The sequence below is a fragment of the Arthrobacter halodurans genome, assembly GCF_041877255.1.
Classification (GTDB): domain Bacteria; phylum Actinomycetota; class Actinomycetes; order Actinomycetales; family Micrococcaceae; genus Arthrobacter_N; species Arthrobacter_N halodurans.
The window spans coordinates 390,839-415,538 of the sequence record NZ_JBHDLJ010000001.1 but is presented as its reverse complement, the minus strand read 5'-3'; the positions used below and the strand labels follow the sequence as shown (position 1 = coordinate 415,538).

At 72.6% G+C, this 24,700-nt stretch carries 20 protein-coding genes; 14 read left to right on the top strand and 6 right to left on the bottom strand.

The window, feature by feature from the left end; all coding sequences use genetic code 11:
* Positions 1 to 117 precede the first annotated feature (117 nt).
* Positions 118 to 2,790: a DNA gyrase/topoisomerase IV subunit A gene (locus ACETWP_RS01910; protein WP_373970488.1), complete on the bottom strand. Its 2,673-nt coding sequence runs from the start codon at positions 2,788 to 2,790 to the stop codon at positions 118 to 120.
* 124 nt (positions 2,791 to 2,914) lie between these two features.
* Here ACETWP_RS01910 and ACETWP_RS01905 point away from each other — a divergent pair, with 124 nt between their 5' ends.
* From ACETWP_RS01905 to ACETWP_RS01895, 3 genes are read left to right on the top strand one after another with little or no spacing between them, the layout of a single operon-like run.
* Positions 2,915 to 5,710 carry a bifunctional acetate--CoA ligase family protein/GNAT family N-acetyltransferase gene (locus ACETWP_RS01905; protein ID WP_373970487.1) on the top strand — a complete coding sequence of 932 codons (2,796 nt, stop codon included), beginning with the start codon at positions 2,915 to 2,917 and terminating at the stop codon, positions 5,708 to 5,710.
* A 31-nt stretch (positions 5,711 to 5,741) separates the two neighbouring features.
* Entirely contained in the window at positions 5,742 to 6,422 is a 681-nt protein-coding gene (locus ACETWP_RS01900; RefSeq protein ID WP_373970486.1) for a DUF5998 family protein, read from the top strand.
* A gap of 4 nt (positions 6,423 to 6,426) precedes the next feature.
* A complete protein-coding gene (locus ACETWP_RS01895) occupies positions 6,427 to 7,602 on the top strand; it encodes an alkaline phosphatase family protein (protein ID WP_373970485.1) in 1,176 nt (391 codons plus the stop codon).
* A 67-nt stretch (positions 7,603 to 7,669) separates the two neighbouring features.
* Here the strand turns inward: ACETWP_RS01895 and sepH are convergent, their stop codons facing one another.
* Positions 7,670 to 8,833, bottom strand: a complete 1,164-nt coding sequence (gene sepH, locus ACETWP_RS01890; protein ID WP_445012764.1) for a septation protein SepH — start codon at positions 8,831 to 8,833, stop codon at positions 7,670 to 7,672.
* A gap of 365 nt (positions 8,834 to 9,198) precedes the next feature.
* Between sepH and ACETWP_RS01885 the strand changes: the two genes are divergently transcribed.
* Complete coding sequence (locus ACETWP_RS01885) at positions 9,199 to 9,498, top strand: DUF4193 domain-containing protein (protein WP_373970483.1); 300 nt, start codon at positions 9,199 to 9,201, stop codon at positions 9,496 to 9,498.
* Positions 9,499 to 9,608: 110 nt separating this feature from the next.
* On the opposite strand, the gene ACETWP_RS01880 is transcribed toward ACETWP_RS01885, so the two are convergent.
* Positions 9,609 to 10,079 carry a DUF3093 domain-containing protein gene (locus ACETWP_RS01880; RefSeq protein ID WP_373970482.1) on the bottom strand — a complete coding sequence of 157 codons (471 nt, stop codon included), beginning with the start codon at positions 10,077 to 10,079 and terminating at the stop codon, positions 9,609 to 9,611.
* A gap of 105 nt (positions 10,080 to 10,184) precedes the next feature.
* Here ACETWP_RS01880 and dut point away from each other — a divergent pair, with 105 nt between their 5' ends.
* The 4 genes from dut (at position 10,185) to ACETWP_RS01860 (ending at position 12,633) form a co-directional block, all read left to right on the top strand.
* On the top strand, positions 10,185 to 10,682 hold the full coding sequence (gene dut / locus ACETWP_RS01875; protein ID WP_373970481.1) for a dUTP diphosphatase: 498 nt from the start codon (positions 10,185 to 10,187) through the stop codon (positions 10,680 to 10,682).
* Between the two features lie 70 nt (positions 10,683 to 10,752).
* On the top strand, positions 10,753 to 11,589 hold the full coding sequence (locus ACETWP_RS01870; RefSeq protein ID WP_373970480.1) for a DUF3710 domain-containing protein: 837 nt from the start codon (positions 10,753 to 10,755) through the stop codon (positions 11,587 to 11,589).
* The gene (locus ACETWP_RS01865; RefSeq protein WP_373970479.1) at positions 11,582 to 11,935 is read left to right on the top strand and encodes a hypothetical protein; all 354 of its coding nucleotides are present in this window, start codon (positions 11,582 to 11,584) and stop codon (positions 11,933 to 11,935) included. Before ACETWP_RS01870 ends, ACETWP_RS01865 begins: the two co-directional genes overlap by 8 nt.
* A complete protein-coding gene (locus ACETWP_RS01860) occupies positions 11,932 to 12,633 on the top strand; it encodes a DUF3159 domain-containing protein (RefSeq protein WP_373970478.1) in 702 nt (233 codons plus the stop codon). Before ACETWP_RS01865 ends, ACETWP_RS01860 begins: the two co-directional genes overlap by 4 nt.
* Here ACETWP_RS01860 and ACETWP_RS01855 read toward each other — a convergent pair.
* Both ACETWP_RS01855 and ACETWP_RS01850 read right to left on the bottom strand, forming a co-directional pair.
* Positions 12,630 to 13,364, bottom strand: a complete 735-nt coding sequence (locus tag ACETWP_RS01855) for a potassium channel family protein (RefSeq protein ID WP_373970477.1) — start codon at positions 13,362 to 13,364, stop codon at positions 12,630 to 12,632. The two genes, ACETWP_RS01860 and ACETWP_RS01855, sit on opposite strands and share 4 nt — an antisense overlap.
* Positions 13,361 to 14,059 carry a potassium channel family protein gene (locus tag ACETWP_RS01850; RefSeq protein WP_373970476.1) on the bottom strand — a complete coding sequence of 233 codons (699 nt, stop codon included), beginning with the start codon at positions 14,057 to 14,059 and terminating at the stop codon, positions 13,361 to 13,363. The genes ACETWP_RS01855 and ACETWP_RS01850 overlap by 4 nt, the downstream gene beginning before the upstream one ends.
* 150 nt (positions 14,060 to 14,209) lie before the next feature.
* Here ACETWP_RS01850 and ACETWP_RS01845 point away from each other — a divergent pair, with 150 nt between their 5' ends.
* Positions 14,210 to 16,288: an APC family permease gene (locus tag ACETWP_RS01845; protein ID WP_373970475.1), complete on the top strand. Its 2,079-nt coding sequence runs from the start codon at positions 14,210 to 14,212 to the stop codon at positions 16,286 to 16,288.
* Positions 16,285 to 17,736 carry a class I SAM-dependent RNA methyltransferase gene (locus tag ACETWP_RS01840; RefSeq protein WP_373970474.1) on the top strand — a complete coding sequence of 484 codons (1,452 nt, stop codon included), beginning with the start codon at positions 16,285 to 16,287 and terminating at the stop codon, positions 17,734 to 17,736. The genes ACETWP_RS01845 and ACETWP_RS01840 overlap by 4 nt, the downstream gene beginning before the upstream one ends.
* A 95-nt stretch (positions 17,737 to 17,831) precedes the next feature.
* On the opposite strand, the gene ACETWP_RS01835 is transcribed toward ACETWP_RS01840, so the two are convergent.
* Positions 17,832 to 18,326: a MarR family winged helix-turn-helix transcriptional regulator gene (locus ACETWP_RS01835; protein WP_373970473.1), complete on the bottom strand. Its 495-nt coding sequence runs from the start codon at positions 18,324 to 18,326 to the stop codon at positions 17,832 to 17,834.
* Between the two features lie 246 nt (positions 18,327 to 18,572).
* On the opposite strand from ACETWP_RS01835, the gene acnA reads away from it, so the two are divergent.
* From acnA to ACETWP_RS01815, 4 genes are all read left to right on the top strand, one after another.
* Positions 18,573 to 21,278 (top strand): aconitate hydratase AcnA, encoded by a 2,706-nt coding sequence (acnA, locus tag ACETWP_RS01830; RefSeq protein ID WP_373970472.1) that lies wholly within the window; start codon positions 18,573 to 18,575, stop codon positions 21,276 to 21,278.
* 152 nt (positions 21,279 to 21,430) lie between these two features.
* Positions 21,431 to 23,398, top strand: a complete 1,968-nt coding sequence (dxs, locus tag ACETWP_RS01825; protein ID WP_373970471.1) for a 1-deoxy-D-xylulose-5-phosphate synthase — start codon at positions 21,431 to 21,433, stop codon at positions 23,396 to 23,398.
* The gene (locus ACETWP_RS01820; RefSeq protein WP_373970470.1) at positions 23,395 to 24,003 is read left to right on the top strand and encodes a DUF402 domain-containing protein; all 609 of its coding nucleotides are present in this window, start codon (positions 23,395 to 23,397) and stop codon (positions 24,001 to 24,003) included. The genes dxs and ACETWP_RS01820 overlap by 4 nt, the downstream gene beginning before the upstream one ends.
* Complete coding sequence (locus tag ACETWP_RS01815; RefSeq protein WP_373970469.1) at positions 24,000 to 24,572, top strand: hypothetical protein; 573 nt, start codon at positions 24,000 to 24,002, stop codon at positions 24,570 to 24,572. Before ACETWP_RS01820 ends, ACETWP_RS01815 begins: the two co-directional genes overlap by 4 nt.
* The last annotated feature ends 128 nt before the right edge of the window (positions 24,573 to 24,700 follow it).

The following is a 24,700-nucleotide window of genomic DNA, read 5'->3' as shown; positions in this document are numbered from 1 at the left end:
CGGCGGCCGGGGGGCGTCCTGATCGACCGCGCTGGCTCGGTCGACCGAGGACCAGTCGACCGCGGACCAGTCGACCTCTAGGGCTAGTCGACCTCGAGGGCTAGTCGACCTCGAGGGCTAGTCGACCTCGATCACGCCCGATCCGCCGAACGGCAGCGAATCCTCCTCGGGTGCGGCCAGCGGCGCCCGCCGGGCGGGCTCGACCGGCAGCCCCGGCAGTGCGGGGTTCCCGGACTGACCGGGCAGACCGCGCGATCCGGGGGCCGCCGACACCGCTGCCGACACCGCCGCCGGCGCGGAGCCCGCGGCGTCCCGGGCCGGCGTGCCGCCCAGCGCGTCCACCGGCTGCGCCAGGGGCACGCCGGAGCCGTCGCGGCGCCCGTGCTCCGTGGGGAGTGCCCGGGCGACGCCGGCGGCCGAGGCCGCCTTGGCGGGACCGTGGCCGGCCCAGGCCAGCGACAGCGAGTCCTCGCCCTTCAGGAAACGGTGCGCCCGGACCCCTCCGGTGGCACGTCCCTTGACGGGGTACTCGGAGAGCGGGGTGACCTTGACCGTGCCCGCCCCCGTCCCCGGCAGCGTGCCCGCGCCCGTGGCGATGGTGACCACCACGGCGGCGGCGTCGGCGGCGCCGGCCGTTCCGAAGAAGACCACCGAGTCGCCGGCGGCGAGCTTGATGCCCGCCACGCCCCCGGCCGTCCGCCCCTGTGGGCGCACGCCGGCGGCCGGGAAGCGCAGGAGCTGCGCCTGGGCCGTCACGAAGACGACGTCGTCGCCCTCGCCCGCGACGGCCGCCCCGACCACCCGGTCCTTCGGTTTGAGCGTGATCGCCTCCCAGTCGTCCCGGTTCAGCGGGTAGTCCGGCGAGACACGCTTGACCACGCCCTGCGCCGTGCCGAGCGCGAACACCGTGTCCAGCGGCACCAGCGCGACCACCGACTCGTGGCGCCCGAGCTGCGCGAACTCGCCGATCGGCACGCCGCCCACGAGCTGGGGGAACGACGCCGTCGCGGCCAGCGCCGGCATGTCCACGACCTGCAGGCGGAGCATGCGCCCGGTGGACGTCACCGCCCCCACCTCGCCGCGCGCGGTGGCGGGGAGCACGGAGGCCAGGACGTCGTGCTTGACGCGCGGGCCGGCGTCGGACAGCTCCAGGCGGTCAGCGGTGCGCGCCAGCTGTCCCGACCGGGACAGCAGGACCCAGCACGGGTCGTCGGCGATCTCCAGCGCCAGCGGCGCCTTGCCGCCCTTGCCCTCGGGCGCGGGCATCGCGGTGCCCTTCAGCGGGGAAGCCCCCTCCGCCTTGAGCAGGACGGTGCGCCGCGGCGTGGCGAAGCGCTCGCCGACCTCCGCCAACTCCGTGGACACGACCCCGCGCAGCAGCGTCTCGGACGCCAGGATGGCCTCCAACCCCTCGATCTCGCGCTTGAGCTCGTCCTGCTCCTTCTCCAACTCGAGCCGCGAGTACTTGGTCAGCTGGCGCAGCCGGAGCTCCAGGATGTGGTTCGCCTGGATCTCGGACAGGTCGTACACGGCCATCAGGCGCCCGCGCGCGGACGCGGCCTCCTCCGAGGTGCGGATGATCTGGATGACCTCGTCGATGTCGACGATCGCGACCAGCAGGCCCTCGACGAGGTGGAGCCGGTCCTTCTTGCGGCCCAGGCGGTACGCGGTGCGGCGGCGCACGACGTCGATCCGGTGGGCCACGTAGACCCGCAGCAGCTCCAGCAGCCCGAGCGTGCGCGGCTGTCCGTCGACGAGGGCGACGTTGTTGATGCCGAAGGAGTCCTCCATCGGCGTGAGCTTGTAGAGCTGCTGCAGCACCGCGTTGGGGTTGAAGCCGTTCTTGAGCTCGATCACCAGGCGCAGGCCGTGCTTGCGGTCCGTCAGGTCGACGACGTCGGCGACGCCCTGGAGCTTCTTGGCCGTGACCGCGTCCTTGATCTTCTCGATCACCTTCTCGGGGCCGACCATGTACGGCAGCTCGGTGACCACGAGACCGCTGCGGCGGGCGCTGATCTGCTCCAGGGTCACCTTGGCGCGGGTCTTGAAGGATCCGCGTCCCGTGGCGTAGGCGTCCGCGATGCCGTCCAGTCCGACGATCGTCCCGCCGGTGGGCAGGTCCGGTCCCGGGACGAAGCGCATGACGTCCGCCAGCGTGGCCTCGGGGTGGTCCACGAGGTGTCGGGCCGCCGCGACGACCTCGCCCAGGTTGTGCGGGGCCATGTTCGTGGCCATGCCCACGGCGATGCCCGTGGTCCCGTTGACCAGCAGGTTCGGGAACGCGGCCGGGAGGACCTCCGGCTGGAGCAGCTGGTTGTCGTAGTTCGGGATGAAGTCCACGACGTCCTCGTCGAGGAAGTCGGTCATGGCCACGGCGGGGGAGGCCATCCGCGCCTCGGTGTAGCGGGGGGCCGCGGGGCCGTCGTCGAGGGAGCCGAAGTTCCCGTGGCCGTCGATCAGGGGCAGGCGCAGGGAGAAGTCCTGGGCCATGCGCACCATGGCGTCGTAGATCGCGGTGTCGCCGTGCGGGTGGAGCTTGCCCATGACCTCGCCGACGACGCGCGCGCTCTTGACGTGGCCGCGGTCCGGCCGGAGTCCCATGTCCGTCATCATGTACAGGATGCGGCGCTGGACCGGCTTGAGCCCGTCGCGGGCGTCCGGCAGCGCGCGGGAGTAGATCACCGAGTACGCGTACTCCAGGAACGAGCCCTCCATCTCGGAGGTCACGTCGATGTCGACGATGTTTTCGGTGAAGTCGTCCGGTGGTGCGGGGGTCTGCCGACGGGCCATGGTGTGTGCGGGTCCTCTTTTCCGTCTCCTCTTCCAGCCGGCGGCTGGGGGGCCACCGGTCCCGGCTCGGCGACGCGCGGACGCGGCGCGGCTGCCCGGGAAACGGAGGCCGTAGGCTAACCCTATGGTGGATCAGACCGGAAACGTCGAATATCCCGCCCACTGGGAGGCCGATGTCGTGCTGCGCGACGGCTCGACGGGCCACCTGCGGCCCATCTCCCCGTCCGACGCCGAGGCGCTGCAGCGCCTGCACACCGGCCAGTCGGAGGCGTCGATCTACCTGCGCTTCTTCACCTACAAGTCCAAGCTGACGCCCAAGGAGCTCATCCGCTTCACGCAGGTCGACCACCGCGACCGGGTGGCCCTGGTGGTCCTGCGCGGCGGGGACATCATCGGCGTCGGGCGCTACGACCGCCTCGACGACCCCGAGGAGGCCGAGGTCGCCTTCAACATCGCGGACTCGTCCCAGGGCAAGGGAGTCGGCTCGATCCTGCTCGAGCACCTGGCCGCCGCGGCCCGCGAGAACGGGATCGAGCGCTTCAGCGCCGAGGTGCTGCCGGAGAACCGCAAGATGCTCGCCGTGTTCGCCGAGGCGGGGTACGAGGTCAAGCGCCGGTTCGACGACGGCGTCGTGATGCTCGAGTTCCCCATCGATCCGACGGACAAGTCGCGGGCGGTCATGGAGTCCCGCGAGCACCGGGCCGAGGCCCGCAGCCTGGGGGACCTGCTGGCCCCCCGGTCGGTGGCCGTCATCGGCGCCAGCCGGGAGTGGGGGTCCGTCGGCTACACCCTGCTGGAGAACATCATCGAGGGCGGCTACACCGGCGCCGTCTACGGGATCAATCCCGAGGCGCTCGAGCTGGCCGGCATGATGTCCTACGCGACCCTGGCCGAGGTCCCGGGGCCCGTGGACCTGGCCGTCGTCGCGGTGCCGCAGGAGGAGCTCGAAGGCGTGGTCGCGGACTGCGCTGCCACCGGGGTGAGGGGGTTGCTGGTGGTCACGGGGCGATTCCCGGACGGCGCGGGCGACGGGCTCCGCCGCCAGCGCGAGCTGGTGCGCACCGCGCGCAGCAACGGCATGCGCCTCATCGGCCCGGCGTCCCTGGGGATCGTGAACACCGACCCGGACGTCAGCCTCAACGCCTCGATGGCCCCGGGGATGCCCCAGCGCGGCAGCCTGGGCCTGTTCAGCCAGTCGGCCGCCATCGGCGTGCTGCTCTACGCCGCGGCGAGCCGCCGCGGGGTCGGCGTCTCCAGCATCGTCTCCGCGGGCAACCGGGCGGACGTCTCCGGCAACGACGCCATGCAGTTCTGGGAGGACGATCCCCGGACCTCGGCGGTGGGCCTGTACCTCGAGAGTTTCGGCAACCCGCGCAAGTTCTCCCGCATCGCCCGCCGGCTGGCGCGCAGCAAGCCGGTGATCGTGGCGAAGTCCGACGTCATGGGGCTGAGGCTGCCCCCCGGGCACGCGGTGCGGACCTCCCAGGCCCCGCTCGGGGCCGTGGACGCGATGCTCCGGCAGTCCGGCGTCATCCGGGTGCAGACCAACGAGCAACTGATGGACGTCGCCCAGATCGTGGCCAGCCAGCCGTTGCCCGCGGGCAACGGCATCGCGGTCGTGGCCAACTCGGACGCCCTGGCCAGCGTCGTCGCGGACGGCGCGGCGCAGCAGGGTCTGGACGTCGTTGTCCTGGACGACGCGCTGGCGCTCGACGACGGGCAGTCCCGCGCGCTGCCCCGGCTCGCGGAGACGGTCCTGCGCGCGCTGCGGGACCCCGGCGTGCACGCGGCGGTGGTCGCGCTGTTGCCCTCGCCGGGCGTCACCGTGGACGCGCTCGCGCGCACCCTGCGCGACTGCTCCGCGGCCAGCGGCAAGCCCGTCGTCGCCGCCTTCACGGGGATCCTCGACGCCTCGATCCCCGCCGAGGGGCTCCTGGCCGCCGCTCCCGGGGAACGGGGCGCCGCCGACGCGAAGCCCGCCCGCCCCGCGCCGGAACCCGCGGCCTCCGCCGCGCCGGATCCCGCCGACCCGGAGGCCGCGCCCGGGGCGCCGCTCCAGCACGCCCTGCCGAGCTTCGCCAGCCCGGGCCAGGCGCTGGCCGCCCTGGGCGCCGTCGTGCGCTACGCCCAATGGCGACGGCGCGACTTCGGCGAGCCCGTCGACTCGCCCGGCATCGACCGGGACCGCGCCGAGGACCTCGTCCGGGCGCACCAGGAGCGCGTCACGGGAACCGACCTGCTGCGGCTGGGCGGCGCCGAGGCCGCGGAGCTGCTGGCCTGCTACGGGATCCGGGTGTTGGAGTCCGTGCCGTTCGACGACGACGACGCGGCCGTGGAGGCCGCCGACCGGCTCGGCTGGCCGGTCGCGATCAAGGCCACCGACGAGCACCTGCGCCACCGCCTGGACCTGGGCGGCGTCCGGCTCAACATCGTGGACGAGTCCTCGCTGCGCGGAAACATCCGCCACATGCGGGAGATGCTGCGCCCGTTCGGCGCCGAGGGGCTGGAAGTGCAGTCCATGGCCCCGTCCGGGCAGGGGTGCATCGTCCGCGCGCTGGAGGACCCGATGCTCGGCCCGCTGGTGTCCTTCGGCCTCGCCGGGGACGCGGTCAACCTGCTCGACGACTGGGCGCACGCCATCCCGCCCCTGACGGACACCGATCTGGCCGAACTGGTGCGCTCCCCGCGCGCCTCGCGGAAGCTGTTCGGGTACCAGGGGCTGCCCGCGGTGGACGTGCGGAGCCTCGAGGACCTGCTGAACCGGGTCGCCACCCTCAAGGACGACCACCCGGAGATCGCCCTGCTGGAGTTCAACCCGGTGCTGGTTTCCGCCGCGGGCGTCACCGTCCTCGCCGCCGACGTCCGCATCGGCAACCCCGCGCAGCGCACCGACAGCGCGCGCCGGGCGTTGTCCCGGTGACCGGCGGCGCCCCGGCGGTAGACTGTGACGCATGATCTCCCGAACCTCGGCCGCAGGCCGTGACCTGCACAGTGCGTTGGAGCGGGCGGGTTTCTACCCGCGGCTGGTCGCGGACGTCGTCGACGACGCGCTGGACGGCATGGAGCCGCTGGCCCACCTGATCCACCTGGAAACACACATCGAGCACAACGAGGTGCACCGGCACGTCACCGTCCTCGTGCTGACGGCCGACGTCATGGTGGTCGTGCACGTGGACGACCAGCAGCTCGACGAGCTCGGAGGCAAGGCCATGGCCCAGGTCTCCACGGAGACGGTGGCGGTGACCAAGATCGGGTCCGTGGTGCTCAGCTACGTCTACCAGCAGCCGCAGGACTACCGGTCCTCGGACAAGGTGCGCGAGCTCACCCTGGGCATCGCCTGGTCCGGTGGGCAGCGGATCGACCTGACGCCCGCGGGTTGCGAGGATCCGCAGTGCGAGGCCGACCACGGCTACACCGGAACCATGCAGGAGGAGGACCTGGTGCTGCGCGTGAGCGCCGAGGCCGACGGCAAGCAGGCCGTGGAGGACGCCCGGACGTTCGCGCGGGCCCTGCGCAAGGTCAACACTGCGGCGTCGCTCGCGCCGGTCCCGCAGGCCGGCCCTCCCGCGGGCGCGGAGGCCCGGCCCGGCTGGGTCGGGGGACGTTTCGCCCGGGGACACCACCAGGGGTGATCCGTTGAGCGAGACCGCCGGGCCGACGCCGCCCGAGCCGCTGCCCCGCGCCCCGCGCTACGGCGCCGCCAGCCTCGGCGAGGTGCTGCCCAGCGCCGCCGCCGTGCTGGGCGTCCCGGGCTACGCCAACACGCTCGGGCTGCCCGCCGCGCGCCGCGTCTGCGTCGTGATGGCCGACGGCCTCGGCAAGTCGCTGCTCGCGGCCCGCGGCGGCCACGCCCCGTTCCTGCGGCAGAAGCTGGCGGGCGCGAGGACGCTGGACGCGGCCTTCCCCACCACGACGGCGGCCTCGCTCGCCACCCTCGGCACCGGGCTTCCGCCCGGGCGGCACGGCATCGTCGGCTACGACGTCGCCGACCCCGAGGGGCGCCGCACCGTCAACATGCTCGGCGGCTGGCCGGAGGACCTCGACCCGCGGCGGTGGCAGCCGCACCCCACCGTGCTCCAGAACGCCGCCGGGCACGTGCACGTCGCCACCGTGAGCCTGCCGCAGTTCGCCGACAGCTCGCTGACGGCGGCCGCCCTGAGTGGAGGGGAGTTCGCGCCCGCGCGCACCGCGCAGGCCCGCGTGCGCGCCGCGTCGGAGATCCTCGCGCGCCATCCGCGCGTGCTGATGTACTGCTATTGGAACGAGCTGGACAAGGCCGGCCACCGCTTCGGCTGCGGCTCCCCGGAGTGGGGCGAGCAGCTCGAGGAGCTGGATTCCGCCATGCGCACCCTCGCGGGACGCCTGCCGGCCGGCACCCTGTTGCTGCTGACCGCCGACCACGGCATGGTCGATGTGCCGCCGAGCCAGCGGATCGACTACTCGCTCGACCCCGGGCTGGTCGAGGACGTCGAGCTGACGGCGGGGGATCCCCGGGCCGTCCAGCTGCACCTCGCGCCGGGCGCGGACGACGCCGCGCGGGAGCGGCTCGCGGCGCGCTGGAGGGCGGCCCACGGGAAGCGCGCGTGGGTCCTCACGCGGCGGGAGGCGATCGGCCACGGCCTTTTCGGCGACGTCGACCCGGCGGTCGAACCGCGGATCGGCGACGTGCTGGTGATGCCGACGCAGCCGATGGCCTTCTTCGACGGCCGCCGCGCTCCGGCCGCCGCGTTCGACATGGTCGGCCAGCACGGTTCGCTGACCCGCGCCGAGCGCGAGGTCCCGCTGCTGACGCTGGCCGCGCCCCGCGGCTGACCGGCCGACGCGACAACGCCATCCGTCCCGGAGGGCGGATGGCGTTGTCGCGTGGCGCGCCGCGGCGCTAGTCGTTCTTGCGGCCGAAGACGATCTCGTCCCAGCTCGGGACGGAGGAACGCTTGTGCTTGATCTTCTTCGGCTGCGCGTCGTCGTCGCTGTCGGACGCTTCGGGCCGCTCGCCGGCGTTCGTGTCCGGGGTCTCGCGCTGGAACCGCAGCGCGTGCACGTTCGGGACCACCGTGAACTCGGTGGTCTCGGTGCTGACGCCGTCATGCAGCTCGGGCAGGCCGTCGTCCTCCCGGCCGTCGCTGTCCGGGCCCACCAAGCCCAGCCGGCGGGCCTCGGCCTCGTCGGCGAACTCCTCGTCGCGCGGGTGCGCCGCGGGGATGGATCCCTTCGCGAGCATCGCGGCCAGCGCGTCGTCTCCCGCCTCGTCCGCGCCCAGGCGCTGCCCGCGGCGGGAGCGGAGGATGTCGAGGAACTCGTCCCGTTCGGCCTCGGTCGCGCCGGGGATCTCCGCCGCGGCCGCGCCGGCGTCCGCCTCGAAGTCGAAGGGATGGTCCGCGACCGCGCTCAGCCGCCGGCCGGAAACGGGGGAGTCCATGGGTTCGAGTTCGCTGAGGACCTGCGCCCAGCGGTTGGAGTTCTGCAGCGACTTGCGCGCCGGGTGGAACACCCAGTGGGCCGGCGGCTCCTCGCCGATGTTGGAGCGCGGGTTGGCGTCGGACACGTCGAAGCGGGCCACCACGTCCCAGGCGCCGTCGGAGCGGCGCCAGGCGTCCCACTCCAGGGTCGCCGGATCCACGCCGAAGCTGAGCAGGCGGAAGGCCACCATGTCGCCGAGGTTCGCCGGCCCGTCGCCGAAGGCCGAGCGGTAGCCGTCGTTCCCCAGCGGGCCCGAGACCTCCACGTTGCGGGCCTGCTGGGCCACGTATTCGCGCTCGGCGCGGACGGGGCCGTCGTAGCGCAGCACGTGGGCCAGGGGCACGCCGGACTCCTCGGCCACCTGCTCGGCCGTGGCTCCGGAGCGGATCCGCGCTTGGATTTCGCGCGGGGCAAGCGTCGCGGCCGCCTGGTCGGCGGCCGGCGCGGCCGGCCGGCCGATCGGCCGCGCCGTCGCGGCGCGCAGCGCCTCGTCGATCCGCAGCACGAAGCCGGAACCGTCCTCACTGCTCAACAGCAGGTGCTCGCCATTCTCATGGACACCTACCAGCCTGAGTTGCCGCATGAAATCCCTCCACCATCACGTCACGTTCTCCCACAGCACTCTGCCACCGTGGCCGCCGTTCTCCTACGATATCCCGAGGTGTGGCGCGGATACTTCGGGCGGCCCCGGGATGGCCCCCGCGGGGCCGGCCCCGGCGACCCCGGGAATGATTGGATTTTTGCCCCGCGATGGTGAACAATCTGTGCGTCACGGGCACAAATCGGCCCGCGGCGGCGTTGTACGTCGCGGAACCGGGAAGCCGGGCCGCCGCTCGCGTCCCGCCCCCGGGACAGCCGACCCGTCCACCGCCCAGACATGGATTTCGCGCAGGCAGGGACCGGCGCGGACCAGCACTGCTGTTGATACCGGAGCGTGATTGAGAAACTATGGCGACCGACTACGATGCGCCGCGGAAAAACGAGGACGAACTCAGCGAGGACTCCCTCGATGAGCTGAAGGGGCGACGCACCGACAAGCAGTCCGCCGTCGTCGACGAGGACGAGGCCGAAACCGCCGACAGCTACGAGCTGCCGGGCGCGGACCTCTCCGGCGAGGAGCTGCTGGTGCGGGTGCTGCCGGCGCAGGCCGACGAGTTCACCTGCGCCTCGTGCTTCCTGGTGCGCCACCGCTCGCAGGTGGCCAAGGAAAAGGGCGGCCTGCTGTACTGCAAGGACTGCGAGGGCTAGGAGCCCGCGGACGCCCAGACCCGGCGGAAACACCAACGGCGACGCCCCGAGCGGATCGGGGCGTCGCCGTCGTCGTGTGTCGGGCGCCGCGCGACGACGGCGCGGAAGACCTAGGCCCGCACGGAATCCAAGGCCGCCACGAGTTCTTCCGGGCGGCGGGTGGAGGCCAGCCAATACGGGGTGGTGTCCTGCGGGTCGGTGATCTCGATCCTGACCACAGGGTCGATCCACCCGCGCAGGCACAGGAACGCGGTGGCGTTCAGCCCGCGGCCGCGCTGGAACGTGGCGTCCTCGCCGCGGTGTCCCGAGACCTCGCCCACGAACTCGCGCTCGATGGTCGCCCGGCCCACGCGCAGCGAGTCGGAGGTCACCGTCACGGCCGGCGTCGAGACCGTCAGGAGGACGATGAGCAGCAGCACGACGGCGATTCCCGCCACGATCCCCGCGGTGATGCTCACCGGGGCCAGCGCGACGAAGCCGGCGGCTCCGGTGCCCAGCACCAGCAGCCAGATCCACCAGGCCGGCCACAGCTTCTCGTGGAAAAGTGGCGCGGGGGAGGGGGACGAAGAGGATTCAGACATACCCCCACCTTATTCGCCCGGGGGAGGTGCGTCCGCGTTGGGCGTCCGGGCGAAGGCCGCTAGAGTGAAGTCGACCATCCCCGACCCTTGGAGAGCCCGGCGACCATGCCCGAGCAGTCGAACACCCCGCTGGACGTGCAACTGAAGATGCTGGACCCGGCGCTCGAGCCGCCGTCGTACGCCCACCCGGGCGACGCCGGGGCGGACCTGCGGACCCGCGAGGACGTCACGCTGGCTCCGGGGGAGCGCCGGCTGGTGCCGACCGGGGTCTCCATCGCGCTGCCGTTCGGGTACGTGGCGCTGGTCCACCCGCGGTCGGGGCTGGCGACGCGGCACGGCCTCACGATCGTCAACGCCCCCGGCACCGTTGACGCGGGCTACCGCGGCGAGATCTCGGTGACCCTGCTCAACACCGACCGCGACGAGCCCGTGCGCCTGGCGCGCGGGGACCGGATCGCGCAGCTCGTGATCCAGCGCGTCGAGACGGCCCGGTTCCTAGCCGTCGACGAGCTTCCCGACTCCGCGCGCGGGGCAGGCGGCTTCGGATCCACCGGCGGCTTCGGCCCGGCCGGCGGACCGCCCGCGGCCATTCCCTCCAGCTGACACCGACCCCGCCGCGGCCGCAGCCGGCCCGGCACGCAACGCCAGGCCGCCGGCCGGCAAGGAGCAACCCATGATCTTCAAGCGGAACAAGAAGAACGACGACGTCGCCTCGCGGGGCGCTTCCGGCGACGCCGCCGAGAACCCCGGCGCGGCCGACAACCCCGACGCGGCCGCGTCCGACGCCACCGCGGTGGCGCCCGGCGTCGCGGCGCCGGCCGCGCCCGCCGGAACGGCCGCCGCCGGAGCCGCGGCGGCGGACGGCGGGGCTGCCGGCGGTCCCGCAAGCGGCCCTTTCGACGCGGACGCCGACGAGGTCCCGGACCACGCCGCCTTCGTCGATCTCGGGGCGCTCCTGGTCGAGCCCGTCGAGGGAATGCAGCTGCGGCTCGAGGTCGAGGACCAGACGAAGCGCGTCGTGGCCGTGGCGCTCGAACTGGACGGCTCGCGGCTGCAGCTCCAGGTCTTCGCGGCGCCGAAGTCCGACAGCCTGTGGCCGGGCATCTCGGAGCAGATCGCCGCCGGCATCGTCGGGCAGGGCGGCAAGGTCGACCGCGTGCAGGGACGCTTCGGCGAGGAGCTGGTCGCGCGCGTGCCGTCGGCGGCGCCGGACGGGACGCAGGGCTTCATGGTCGCCCGCTTCATCGGCATCGACGGGCCGCGCTGGTTCCTCCGCGGCGTCGTCGGCGGCCCGGCGACGCTGGACCGCGCGCAGGCCGGGCGCCTCGAGGACCGCATCGCCCGGCTGATCGTCGTGCGCGGGGACCAGCCCATGCCGCCGGCCGAGCTGCTGCCCCTGAAAATGCCGGCGGGCGCCGTCGTCCGACCGGACAACGGCACCCAGCACAGCGCGGACGGGCGACCGATCGGGCGCCCCGAGCGCGGGCCGGAAACCACCCACATTGGCTAGCGAGGCCTCCGGCGCCGCGCGTTGCTCCCGCCTGGAGCAGCTGCCCCGGCGCGGGCGGGTCCTCGCGGTGGGGTACGTCGAGAACATCCGCATCCTCCCCGCCGACCGGGCGCCGAATTTCGCCGCCAGCCTCGTGGACGCCCCGGCGCCCCCGGGCGGGCGCCGCCGGCCCGCGCCGCGCGTCCAGCTCGTCTGGAACGGGCAGCGGCGCGTTCCCGGCATCGGCGCGGGCACACGACTGCGCTTCGAGGGCATGATCGCCGACGTCGACGGCGTGCCCACCATCTACAACCCGCGCTACGAGATCCTCCCGGGCGCCGACGAGGAAGCGGAGCAGACCACATGAGCGAGTCGACACCCCCAGGCGGCCCTTCCCCGGAGGAGTTGGCCCGCCGCATGGCCGCGGGCTCGGGCATCCACCGCGGCGAGGACGGGCAGGTCGACGTCCTGAAGACCGTCGGCGGAATCCGGGGCCTGCTGGAGAGCCTGCTGCCGGGGCTCGTGTTCCTCGTCGTCTTCACCGCGACGCAGGCCCTGAACCCGGCGCTGATCGGCTCGCTCGTCGTCGCCGCGGTCTTCACCGTCGTGCGGCTCGCGCAGCGCACGCCGGTGACGCAGGCGCTGGCCGGGCTCGTCGGCGTCGCCATCTGCGCGCTGGTCTCCCGCAGCACCGGCGAGGCCAAGGACTACTACGTCGTCGGTTTCTACACCAACGCCGCCTACGGCCTGGCCATGGGCCTGTCCGTCGCGCTGCGCTGGCCCCTCATGGGACTGGTCTTCGGGTTCGTCCGCGGCGAGGGCATCGAGTGGCGGAAGGACCGGCTGCGGCTGCGGGCCTATGCGCTGGCCACGTGGATCCTCGTCGGCATGTTCGCCTTCCGGCTGGCCGTCCAGTTGCCGCTCTACTACGCGGACCAGGTCGGTGCCCTCGGCGCGGCCCGGCTGGTGATGGGCGTCCCGCTGTACGCGATGGCTCTGTGGATCGCCTGGTCGGTGTCCCGCCCGGTCGCCGCGGACGGGCGTCCGGAGCGTCCGGCCCGCTAGTTCGCCGGGGCCCCGCCGGCCGCGCCCGGGGTCCCGCCGCCACCGGGACCGGCGTCGGCCGCGGCCTCGGTCCCGCCCGGCCGCAGGACCGAGCGCAGCTCGTTCTCCGCGGCGATCGTGGTGATGAAGAAGAGCTCGTCGCCGCTCTCGATGACGTCGTCCGCGCTCGGGGTGATGGGGGTGTCGTCGCGCAGGATCGCGACCACCGTTGAGTCGTCCGGCCACTCGACCTGGCCGAGCATGGTGCCGATGAGGCCGGAGTCGTGGGGCACGGTGAACTCCACCATGGACACCGCGCCGGTCTGCAGCGTCATAAGGCGCACCAGGTCGCCGACCTCGACGGCCTCCTCGACCAGGGCGGTCATCAGGCGCGGCGTGTTGACGGCGACGTCGACGCCCCACGCGTCGTCGAACATCCAGTCGTTCTTCGGGTTGTTGACCCGGCCGACCGTGCGGCCGACACCGAACTCGCTCTTGGCGAGCAGCGAGACCACCAGGTTGACCTTGTCGTCGCCCGTCGCCGAGACCACCACGTCCACGGTGTCGAGCCCGGCCTCCTTGAGCGTGGTCAGCTCGCAGGCGTCGCCGAAGAGCCACCGCGCCCCGAGCAGGCCGCTGCGCCCCACCACCTCGGGCTTCTCGTCGATCAACAGGACCTCGTGACCATGGGCCAGCAGTTCCCGCGCGATCGAGGAGCCGACGCTTCCCGCCCCGACGATGATGACCTTCACAGCCCGTTCTCCGATGCCTCGTGGTCCGGCGACGCCGCGGGCGCCTTGGACAGGATCCGGTCGATCTCCGCCGTGGAGTCCACCGGCATGATGGCGTGCAGCACGTCCCCCTCCTGGAGGCGGGCGTCCCGCGCGGGGATCATGCCCTCGCCGAAGCGCGTCAGGTAGGCCACGCGCAGACCGGCGGCCTCCTCGATCTCCTCCAGGCCGCGCCCGTACCAGCCGTCGTGGACGGTGACCTCGCCCAGCAGGAGGCGGCCCGAGGCCTCGCGGAAGTCTCCGTTGATGCCCTGCTCGGGCAGGATGCGGCGCAGCACCTGGTCGGCGCTCCAGCGCACCGCGGCCACCGTGGGGATGCCGAGGCGCTGGTAGATCTCCGCCCGGCCCGGGTCGTAGATCCGCGCCACCACGTTGGGCACGTGGTAGGTCTCCCGCGCCACCCGGGTGGCCAGGATGTTCGAGTTGTCGCCGCTGGAGACCGCCGCGAACGCGTACGCGTCGGCGATGTCGGCCCGTTCGAGGGTCTCCCGGTCGAAGCCCACGCCCGTGACCTTTCGGCCGGCGAAGCCGCGGCGCAGCCGGCGGAAGGCGCGCTCGTCCTGGTCGATGATGGCGACGGTGTGCCCCGCGTCGTCCAGGGTGTGGGCGAGGGTGACGCCGACGCGTCCGCAACCCATGATGACGAAGTGCGCCACGAACCGCTCCGAACTCTCTAGCCATGGGGCCCGCGGCGGTGCGCGGGATCCCCGATTCCTGCGCCCAGTCTTGCACGATTCGCCGTGCGCGGGGGGGGCGCGGGGGCCGCGTCGTATGACAGGGGACCCCGCACGGGCTAACTTTGACTGGTGCTCACGTTCCTCGACGCGCTTAAACGGATCCTGGTGGGCAAGCCCTTCCGGACCGAACGGCTGAAGCAGGCGCCCCTGCGCCGCCGGCTGGCGCTGCCCCTGCTGTCCTCCAACGCGCTCTCCTCCGTCGCCTACGCGCCCGACGAGGTGCTGTTGACCCTCGCCATCGCCGGGATCTCCGCCATCTACCTGTCTCCGCTGGTCGGCGTCGCGGTGATGGCCGTGATGCTCGTGATCATCGCCTCCTACCGCCAGTCCGTGAAGGCCTACCCGTCCGGCAAGGGCGACTACGAGATCGCCAGCGTCAACCTGGGTCCGCGCGCCGGCACCACGGTCGCCGCCGCGCTGCTGGTCGACTTCGTGCTCACCGTCGCCGTGTCGATGTCCTCCGCGGCGCACTACATCGTCGCGGCGTTCCCGGCGCTGGCCGGCCGGCATTCGCTGATCGCGTGCGCCGGCGTCGTGCTGCTGGCCCTGATCAACCTGCGGGGACTCGGCCGCTCGCGGCTGGGCAACGCCCTGCCGACCTACCTGTTCGTCGGCGGGATGCTGCTGATGATCGTGGTCGGCTCCGTCTCCGCGGCGCTGGGCACCCTCGGACGCGCGCCCAGCGCGGCGTTCGAGATCGTCCCCGAGGCGGGGTACGAGGCGGGCCTGACCGGGTTCCTCGGCGCGCTGCTGATCCTGCGGGCCTTCTCCACCGGGTCCGCCGCGCTGACCGGGATCGAGGCCCCCATCAGCAACGTGCACACGCTCGCCCCGCCGCGGGCCCGCAACGCGGCCTCGATCCTGCTCTGGCTCGGCGTCGCGGCGACGGCGCTGACGCTGGGCACCATGTTCCTGGCCCGGGCCACCGGCGTGCACGTCGTGGAGGATCCGGCCCGCAACCTCCGGCTCGACGGCGGGCCGATCCCGGACGGCTACGTGCAGAACCCGGTCGTCGGCCAGCTCGCGAACGCCATCTTCGGGCAGGGCAGCGTCGGCTTCTACGTCATCGTCGCGCTGACGGCGTCCGTCCTGTGGATGGCGGGGCATGCGGCGTTCAAGTCCTTCCCGAACCTCGCCTCGCACCTGGCCACCGACGGCTACCTGCCCCGCCAGCTGCGCACGCGCGGCGACCGTCTGGGCTTCAGCAACGGCATCATCGCGCTCGGCATCGCCGCCCTGATCCTCGTGGCCGCCTTCGACGCGCACGTGGCCACGCTCATCCAACTCTACGTCGTCGGGGTGTTCGTCTCCTTCACGCTGAGCCAGCTCGGCATGGTCCGGCACTGGGGGCGCCAGCTGGCCAGCACCGCGGACCGCCGGGTCCGCCTGCGCATCCAGCGCTCCCGGGCGCTCAACCTGGTCGGCTTCGTGCTCGCCGCCGCCGTGCTGGCGATCGTGCTGGCCACGAAGTTCATCTTCGGCGCCTGGCTGGCCGTCCTCGGGATCGCGGGCCTCTACCTGGTGATGTACACCATCAGCGAGCACTACAAGGCCGTGGACCGGGAGCTCGCGATCGACGACTCCGCGTCGGCGAAGGCGCTGCCGGCCCGCGTCCACGCGCTGATCCTCGTCTCCACGCTGCGCAAGCCGGTGCTCCGGGCCGTCGCGTTCGCCCGCGCGGGGCGGCCCTCCAAGCTCGACGCCGTGATCGTGGACATCGACGAGGAGAAGACGGCGCGCACGGTCGCCGAGTGGGACCGGCTCGGCATCCCGGTGCCGCTCACCGTGCTGGCGTCCCCCTACCGCGAGACCGCCGCGCCGATCATCGACTACATCAAGGGCATCAAGCGGGACTCCCCGCGCGACCTCGTGGTGGTCTACATCCCCGAGTACGTCGTGGGACGCTGGTGGGAGCAGCTGGTGCACAACCAGACGGCGCTGCGCATCAAGGCGCGACTCCACTTCGAACCGGGCGTGGTCGTGGCCAGCGTCCCGTGGCAGCTGTCCGAATCCACCCACGGGCGGGCGCTGTTCGAGCACCCCCACGACCCGCCGGCCGCCGCATCCGCGGCCGCCGGGGCGGACGGGCCCTCCGCGGGGGCCGGCCCGCGCGACGAATCCACCACCACCGGCCGGAGGCCCTCATGACCGACCACCCCACACCCCGCGAGACGGGGTCCGCCGAGACGCGTCCCCACGAGACGGCGCCCATCGAGACGGCGCCCGGCGAGACGCTGGAACTACGCGTGGGGGCGCCCGCGCACGGCGGCCACTTCGTGGCGCGCCACGAGGGCCGCGTGGTCTTCGTCCGCCACGCGCTGCCCGGTGAGCTCGTGCGCGCCCGGATCTCCGCCGGCGAGCCCGGGGCCCGCTACTGGCGGGCCGACGCGGTCGAGGTGCTCGAGCCCTCGGAGCACCGCGTCGCGCACCCCTGGCCCGCGGCGGACGCCCTCCTATCCGCCGGGTCCGGGACCCCTCCGGTCGGCGGGGCCGAGTTCGGCCACGCCGCGCTCGGGCACCAGCGCGAACTCAAGTCCCTGGTCTTCCGCGAGCAGCTCTCGCGGCTCGGCGGGGTGGATCCCGACGCGATCGGCTTCGGTGGCACCCAGGCGCCGACGGGCGAGCGCGCCGATGGGCTCGCGTGGCGCACCCGGGCGTCCTTCTCGGTCGACGGGCAGGGCCGCCTGGCCATGCACGCCTTCCACTCGGACCGGCTGATCCCCGTCCGGGAGATGCCGCTGGCGGTCGACGCCGTCAACGGCCTGCGGTTATGGGAGATTCCGCTGCCCGGGATCGAGCGCGTGGAGGTCGCCGCGCCGGCGTCCGGCTCCGCGCCGCTGGTGCTCTTCGTCGAGGCCGCCGGCGCGAAACCCGGCGCGGCCGACCGCGCCGCGCGGCGCCTGCCCGAGGGCGTGTCGGCCGCGGCGCTGACCCAGGAGGCGGGCGGCGCCGCGGACGGCGCCGGGTCGCTGCGGAGGCTGAGGGGCCGCACCTGGGTGGCCGAGACCGCCTGGGGGCACGACTACCGGGTGACGGGCGAGGGCTTCTGGCAGATCCACCGGCTGGCCCCCGAGACCCTGGTCGAGGAGGTGCTCGGTCTCCTGGACCCGCGTCCCGGGCAGCGGATCGCCGACCTCTACGCCGGCGCGGGGCTGTTCACCGTGCCGCTCGCCGAGGCCGTCGGGCCGTCCGGCGAGGTGCTCTCCATCGAGGGCGCTCCCGGGACCAGCCGCGACGCCCGGCGCAACCTCCATGGCCGCCCGCAGGCCGTGGTGGTCGAAGGACGCGTCGAGAAGCGGCTCCCGGTTCCGGGCGCCGGCGCCGGCGCGGACGGCGGCGGGGCGGACGACGGCGGGGCCCCGTTCGACGGCGTCGTGCTGGATCCGCCGCGCGCGGGGGCCGGCCGCGCCGCCGTCGCGCGCATTGCCCGGGCCCGGCCCGGGCGTATCGCCTACGTCTCCTGCGACCCGGCCGCGTTCGCCCGCGACGTGTCCGACTTCGCCCGGCACGGCTATGCCCTGCGCTCCGCGCGCGTGCTGGACCTCTACCCGCACACGCACCACATGGAGACCGTGGGGCTGTTGGTGCGCGCGTAGCCAGACGCGGCCGACGGGAGGGTCCCGCGGGTCCGGGCCTTCGCCCGGCGACGGACCCGTCGCGCCGGGCACCGACGTGCCCGGCACCGACGTGCCTAGGCCTCGATGCGCAGCAGCAGCTCGCGCAGCCGGTCGACGAGCTGCTGCCGGTCGTCGGCGCGGACGGCGTCCAGGAGCCCGTGCTCGATGCGCAGGAGCTCGACGAACGCCGCGTCGACGATCCGCCGTCCCTCCGGGCGGAGCCGGACCCAGACGATGCGCGCGTCCTCCGGGTCCGCGGAGCGGCCCACCAGACCGCGGGCCGCCAGCCGGTCGACGCGGCTGGTCATGGTGCCCGAGGTCACGAGGTTCTCCTTGGCCAGCGCACCGGCGGTCAGCGCGCCGTCCGGACTGCGCCGGATGGCCGCGAGGACGTCGAAGTCCCCGAGCTGCAGGCCGTGGGCGGCCAAGGCGTTGCGTCGGAGCGCGTCGAAGCGCTGGGCCAGCCGGCCGATCCGGCTGAAGACGCCCATCGGCTCGACGTCCTCGGAGGGCATCGCGCGCCGCCACCCGTCGACGATTTCGTCCACGGCATCCATGTTCGGGTCCATGCGCCCAGGGTCCTTTCGCCTCGATCCCACGGGACCACAGTATCTTGACATCAAGATATCCGGGAAGTACCGTGGACGATAAATCTTGATGTCAAGAGATCCCCGGTGGGGGTTGCGGAAATCACAGCGCGACTAGACTGGCAGCAGCTCTGCCGCGATGGATCGCGAACCGGCCAGTGAGGAAGTCCTTACTGGCGCCGGCCGCACGCGTGCAACCAAGATGAAATTCTGGCGAGAGGAGTCCCAATGAGCAATGTGGACAGCTTTGGGGCCAAGGGCGTACTGGACGTCAATGGCAACGAATACGAAATTTTCCGGCTGAAGGCCGTCGAGGGCTCGGAGAGCCTTCCGTACAGCCTCAAGATCCTTCTGGAGAACCTGCTCCGGACGGAGGACGGCGCCAACATCACCGCCGACCACGTGCGGGCGCTGGCCGAGTGGGACGCGAACGCGCAGCCCAACACGGAGATCCAGTTCACCCCGGCCCGCGTCATCATGCAGGACTTCACGGGCGTCCCCTGCGTCGTGGACCTCGCCACCATGCGCGAGGCCGTGAAGGACCTGGGCGGGGACCCCAAGCGGGTCAACCCGTTGGCGCCGGCCGAGATGGTCATCGACCACTCCGTGCAGATCGACGTGTTCGGCAACGCCGGCGCGCTCGAGCGCAACATGGAGATCGAGTACCAGCGCAACGGCGAGCGCTACCAGTTCCTGCGCTGGGGCCAGACCGCGTTCGACGACTTCAAGGTGGTGCCCCCGGGCACCGGGATCGTCCACCAGGTCAACATCGAGTTCCTGGCCCGCACCGTGATGACCCGCGAGGTCGACGGCGTGCTGCGCGCCTACCCCGACACCTGCGTCGGCACCGACTCGCACACCACGATGGTCAACGGCATGGGCGTGCTCGGCTGGGGCGTCGGCGGCATCGAGGCCGAGGCCGCGATGCTCGGCCAGCCCGTGTCCATGCTGATCCCGCGCGTCGTGGGCTTCAAGCTCTCCGGCAACATCCCGGCCGGAGCGACCGCCACCGACGTGGTGCTCACGATCACCGAGATGCTGCGCAAGCACGGCGTCGTCGGCAAGTTCGTCGAGTTCTACGGCGAGGGCGTCGCCGCCGTGCCGCTGGCCAACCGCGCCACCATCGGCAACATGAGCCCGGAGTTCGGCTCCACGGCCGCAATGTTCCCGATCGACGACGTGACGCTTGACTACCTGCGCCTGACCGGCCGCCCGGCCGAGAACGTGGCGCTGGTCGAGTCCTACGCCAAGGAGCAGGGCCTGTGGCACGACCCGTCCCGCGAGCTGCGCTTCTCCGAGTACCTGGAGCTGGACCTGTCCACGGTCGTGCCGTCCATCGCCGGGCCGAAGCGTCCGCAGGACCGCATCCAGCTCACGGATGCCAAGGAGCAGTTCCGCAAGGACATCCAGAACTACGCCTCGGCCGACGCCGACGCGCTGGGCATCGGACGGCCCTCGAAGGACGTGCCGGTGACGATGGCCGATGGGTGCGAGTTCTCGCTGGACCACGGCATCGTCTCGATCGCCTCCATCACCTCGTGCACCAACACGTCCAACCCGTCGGTCATGCTGGCCGCGGCACTGCTGGCGCGCAACGCCGTCGACAAGGGTCTGGCGTCCAAGCCGTGGGTCAAGACCTCCGTCGCCCCGGGCTCGAAGGTCGTCACCGACTACTACGAGAAGTCCGGTCTCACGCCGTACCTGGAGAAGCTCGGCTTCTTCATCGTCGGCTACGGCTGCGCCACCTGCATCGGCAACTCGGGCCCGCTGGAGCCGGAGATCTCCGAGGCCATCCAGGCCAACGACCTCTCCGTCACCTCGGTGCTCTCGGGCAACCGCAACTTCGAGGGCCGGATCAACCCGGACGTGAAGATGAACTACCTGGCGTCCCCGCCGCTGGTCATCGCCTACGCGTTGGCCGGCACGATGGACTTCGACTTCGAGACGGACCCGCTGGGCCAGGACGACGCCGGCACCGACGTCTTCCTGCGCGACATCTGGCCGAACCCGGTCGAGGTCCAGCAGGTCATCGACGCCTCGATCGACGAGGGCATGTTCGCCAAGGGCTACGAGGGCGTCTTCGACGGCGACGACCGCTGGAAGGCCCTGGAGACCCCGGCGGGCGACACCTTCGCCTGGGCCGAGGACTCCACGTACGTGCGCAAGCCCCCGTACTTCGAGGGCATGAAGTCGACGCCGGATCCGGTCGAGGACATCGCCGGCGCCCGCGTGCTGCTCAAGCTGGGCGACTCGGTCACCACCGACCACATCTCCCCGGCCGGCTCGTTCAAGTCGGACACCCCCGCGGGCCAGTACCTGCTGGAGAACGGCGTGGACCGCAAGGACTTCAACTCCTACGGCTCCCGCCGTGGCAACCACGAGGTCATGATCCGCGGCACGTTCGCGAACATCCGCATCCGCAACCAGATCCTGGACGGCGTCGAGGGTGGCTTCACCCGCGACTTCACGCAGGAGGGCGCGCCGCAGGCCTATGTCTACGACGCCGCGCAGAACTACGCCGCGGCCGGCGTCCCGCTGGTGGTCATCGCCGGCAAGGAGTACGGCTCCGGATCGTCCCGCGACTGGGCCGCCAAGGGCACCGCGCTGCTGGGCGTCAAGGCCGTCATCGCCGAGAGCTACGAGCGCATCCACCGGTCCAACCTCATCGGCATGGGCGTCCTGCCGCTGCAGTTCCCGGCCGGCGAATCGGCCGCGACCCTTGGGCTGACGGGCACGGAGACGTTCTCTGTCGCGGGCGTGACCGAGCTGAACAACGGCACCACGCCGAAGACGCTCACGGTCACGGCCACCGCGGAGGACGGCACGTCGAAGTCCTTCGACGCCGTGCTGCGCATCGACACCCCCGGCGAGGCGGACTACTACCGCAACGGCGGAATCCTGCAGTACGTGCTGCGCCAGATCTCCGCTTCCTAGCGGAGACACCCCACCGCGGGGGCGGGCGTCCGGGACACCGGACGCCCGCCCCCGCGGCGTTTAACCCGGCGCGGCGGGGCCCGTCCGGGAATCGTGGGAGCGGCCGGGCGGTAGGATTGTCGGACGCTTCACGAACTGAAAGGACGCGCCCCGTGGGACTTCTGGAGACCATCGACGACCCGCGGGACCTGCGCGGGCTGGGCATGGCCCGCATGAAGGAGCTCGCCGCGGAGATCCGCGGGTTCCTCATCGCCAACGTCGCGCGCACGGGCGGTCACCTGGGCCCGAACCTCGGCGTCGTGGAGCTGACCCTGGGCATCCACCGCGTCTTCGACTCCCCGCGCGACTCGATCGTGTTCGACACGGGCCACCAGTCCTACGTGCACAAGCTCCTGACGGGGAGGCGCGACTTCTCGACGCTCCGGCAGGAGGGTGGCCTGGCCGGCTACCCGGACCGCTCCGAGTCCATCCACGACGTCGTCGAAAGCTCGCACGCCTCCAGCTCGCTGTCCTGGGCGGACGGCATCTCCCGCGCCCGGCAGCTCACGGGCGAGGGCGAGCGCTATGTCGTCGCCGTCGTCGGCGACGGCGCGCTGACCGGCGGCATGGCGTGGGAGGCGGTGAACAACATCGCCGCGGACAAGGACCGCCGCGTCGTGATCGTCGTCAACGACAACGGGCGCTCCTACGCCCCGACCATCGGCGGGCTCGCCGACCAGCTGGCCGGGTTGCGCCAGACCCTGGACAAGGTCCGCACGCACAAGGCCTACGAGGGCACGCTGGACTTCTGGAAGCAGCGGCTCCAGGAGGGCGGCGCCGTCAGCCGCTTCACCTACAAGAGCCTGCACGCCACGAAGAAGGGCATCAAGGACTGGTGGGCCCCGCAGGGCCTGTTCGAGGACCTCGGCATGAAGTACATCGGTCCCGTCGACGGGCACAACCAGGCCGCCGTCGAGGAGGCGCTGCAGCTCGCGCGCAGCTACCGGGGTCCGGTGATCGTGCACGCGCTGACCGAGAAGGGCCGGGGCTACGCCCCGGCGCGCGCCCACGAGGCGGACCAGTTCCACGCCGTCGGCGTGATCGACCCGGAGACGGGGGAGTCCGTCGAACGGCCCGGCGCCCAGTCCTGGACCAGCGTCTTCGGCGAGGAGATCGCCGACATCGCCGACGAGCGCGCGGACATCGTCGGGATCACCGGCGCCATGCTTATCCCCGTGGGACTCAAGACCATGGCCGAGCGGCACCCCGCCCGCGTGGTCGACGTCGGCATCGCCGAGCAGCACGCGCTGACCAGCGCCGCGGGCATGGCCTTCGGTGGCCTGCACCCGGTGGTCGCCCTCTACGCGACGTTCCTGAACCGCGCCTTCGACCAGCTGCTGATGGACGTGGCCCTGCACGGGGCCGGGGTCACCGTGGTGCTGGACCGCGCCGGCGTCACCGGACCCGACGGCCCCAGCCACCACGGCATGTGGGACCTTTCGCTGCTGCAGATAGTGCCGGGCCTGCACCTGGCCGCCCCCCGGGACGCCACGCGCCTGCGCGAGGAGCTGCGCGAGGCCGTCGCGGTCTCGGACGCGCCCACCGTCCTGCGCTTCTCCAAGGGGTCCGTCGGCGCCGAGATCGAGGCGGTCGAGCGGCTGCACGACGGCGTCGACATCCTCGCCCGGCACGGCGACGGCGAGGAGCGCGACGTGCTGATCGTCGCCGTCGGATCCATGGCCGACATGGCCCTGGACGTAGCCGGGCGGCTCGCGGACCAGGGGGTCACCTCCACCGTCGTCGACCCGCGCTGGGTCCTGCCCGTTCCGCGGTCGATCATCGGCCTGGCGGCCCGCCACCGGATCGTGGTGAGCATCGAGGACGGCGTGAAGGCCGGCGGGGTCGGCTCGCGCATCCGCCAGGAGATGCGCGCCGCCGGCGTGGACACGGCGCTGAACGAGGTCGGGCTGCCGGTCGAGTTCCTGCAGCACGGCTCCCGCAACCAGGTGCTCGCGCGCGTCGGGATGACCGCCCCGAGGATCGCCCAGGACACGCTGGCCCAGGTGCTCGGCACCAAGGTGCCGTTCGCCCGCCCCCGCCCGGGCCAGGACCTGCCCACCGGCCAGATCCCCCAGCTGTGAGCCTTCCCGGCACGCTGGCCGGCGGCCCGGACGGCATCGCGCCCGGCGATCTGGTGGTGGCCCGCGCGTGGAAGTACGACGGCGCGGCACACTGGGTGGTTCCGGGCCGCTACCTCGGCGCCGACGAGCACGGCCACTGGGTCTTCCAACCGCGCGGATCGTTCGTGGCGCGGCCGGGGCTCGGCTTCATGGCCGCGTCCGACGCCGTCTGCCTCTTCCCGCACGCGGGCAGTTGGGTCGCCACGTTCTACGACGACGAGCACCCCGACGGCTGCCTCGTCTACGTCGACATCTCCACCGGTTTGGGCTGGCGACCGCTGCGGCCCGCCGGCTGGGAGGCGAACTCCATTGACATGGACCTGGACGTGGTCCGCTTCGCCGGCCGCCCGGCCTTCGTCGACGACGAGGACGAGTTCGCCGAGCACACCGTGACCAAGTCCTACCCCGCCGGCCTCGCCGCGGACATGCGCGCCGCGTGCGCGTCCGTCCACCGGGCCGTCTCCGCCGGCGCCGCGCCCTTCGGCGGCACCGCCGCGGGCTGGTTCGCCGCCGGCCGCCGCGCCGCCCCCACGACCACCGAGCACCACCCCGAGGAGACACCGTGAGCATCATCCGCCAGTACCGCCGCGACGAAGACGGCACCCTGCAGTTCCGGGAGGCGTGGTTCGAGGAGTTCGACGGCGACGCGTTGGGCGAGTTCGTCGTCAACCACGGGACCGTCGGCCACCAGTCGAAGACCCAGCAGGCCAAGGACGTGGATGCGGAGGCCGGGGCCGCCCTGATGGCCGCGTTCGCCGAGCAGTGCGCCGAGGACGGCTTCGCCGAGATCCCCGCGGGGGAGCAGCACTGGGTGATCGCGCAGTATGCGCTCAAGAGCACCGCCGGGACCGGACGGGACAACTACCTGCGCGACCAGGCAGTCGAGGCCATCACCGGCCATCTCGCCTGGCGCGGGCTGGGCACCGTGGAGTCCACCGACTTCGCGCCCGGCCGGCTGAACATCAGGATCCTCTCCCCGGAACCGGCCAAGGCAGTCTCCGCGATCAAGACCTGCATCCGGGAGGCGAAGCTGGACTACACGAAGCTCTCGATCGCCGTCGGCGCGCCCGGGGACGTCGAGAACCTCAAGCAAAAGCATCCGATGCCGCCCACCGGGCGGTTCACGCTCGCCTGAGTTGGGTGAGCTGAATGGAGCCGAGCCAAGCCGGACGTGCGGCAGCGGGCCGGACACGCGGCAGGTGACCGTGCACGCGGAAGGGGGCCGGCTCTTGGCGAGCCGGCCCCCTTCGGAGCTGTGTGCCC

Excerpts from the sequence above, each read along its gene's own strand:
- ACETWP_RS01885 (WP_373970483.1), top strand. The coding sequence starts at position 9,199 with ATGGCGACCGACTACGATGCGCCGCGGAAAAACGAGGACGAACTCAGC.
- ACETWP_RS01840 (WP_373970474.1), top strand. The coding sequence starts at position 16,285 with ATGACCGACCACCCCACACCCCGCGAGACGGGGTCCGCCGAGACGCGT.
- ACETWP_RS01835 (WP_373970473.1), bottom strand. The coding sequence starts at position 18,326 with ATGGACCCGAACATGGATGCCGTGGACGAAATCGTCGACGGGTGGCGG.
- ACETWP_RS01880 (WP_373970482.1), bottom strand. The coding sequence starts at position 10,079 with ATGTCTGAATCCTCTTCGTCCCCCTCCCCCGCGCCACTTTTCCACGAG.
- ACETWP_RS01860 (WP_373970478.1), top strand. The coding sequence starts at position 11,932 with ATGAGCGAGTCGACACCCCCAGGCGGCCCTTCCCCGGAGGAGTTGGCC.
- ACETWP_RS01900 (WP_373970486.1), top strand. The coding sequence starts at position 5,742 with ATGATCTCCCGAACCTCGGCCGCAGGCCGTGACCTGCACAGTGCGTTG.
- ACETWP_RS01905 (WP_373970487.1), top strand. The coding sequence starts at position 2,915 with ATGGTGGATCAGACCGGAAACGTCGAATATCCCGCCCACTGGGAGGCC.
- ACETWP_RS01910 (WP_373970488.1), bottom strand. The coding sequence starts at position 2,790 with ATGGCCCGTCGGCAGACCCCCGCACCACCGGACGACTTCACCGAAAAC.
- dut (WP_373970481.1), top strand. The coding sequence starts at position 10,185 with ATGCCCGAGCAGTCGAACACCCCGCTGGACGTGCAACTGAAGATGCTG.
- acnA (WP_373970472.1), top strand. The coding sequence starts at position 18,573 with ATGAGCAATGTGGACAGCTTTGGGGCCAAGGGCGTACTGGACGTCAAT.
- sepH (WP_445012764.1), bottom strand. The coding sequence starts at position 8,833 with ATGCGGCAACTCAGGCTGGTAGGTGTCCATGAGAATGGCGAGCACCTG.
- ACETWP_RS01870 (WP_373970480.1), top strand. The coding sequence starts at position 10,753 with ATGATCTTCAAGCGGAACAAGAAGAACGACGACGTCGCCTCGCGGGGC.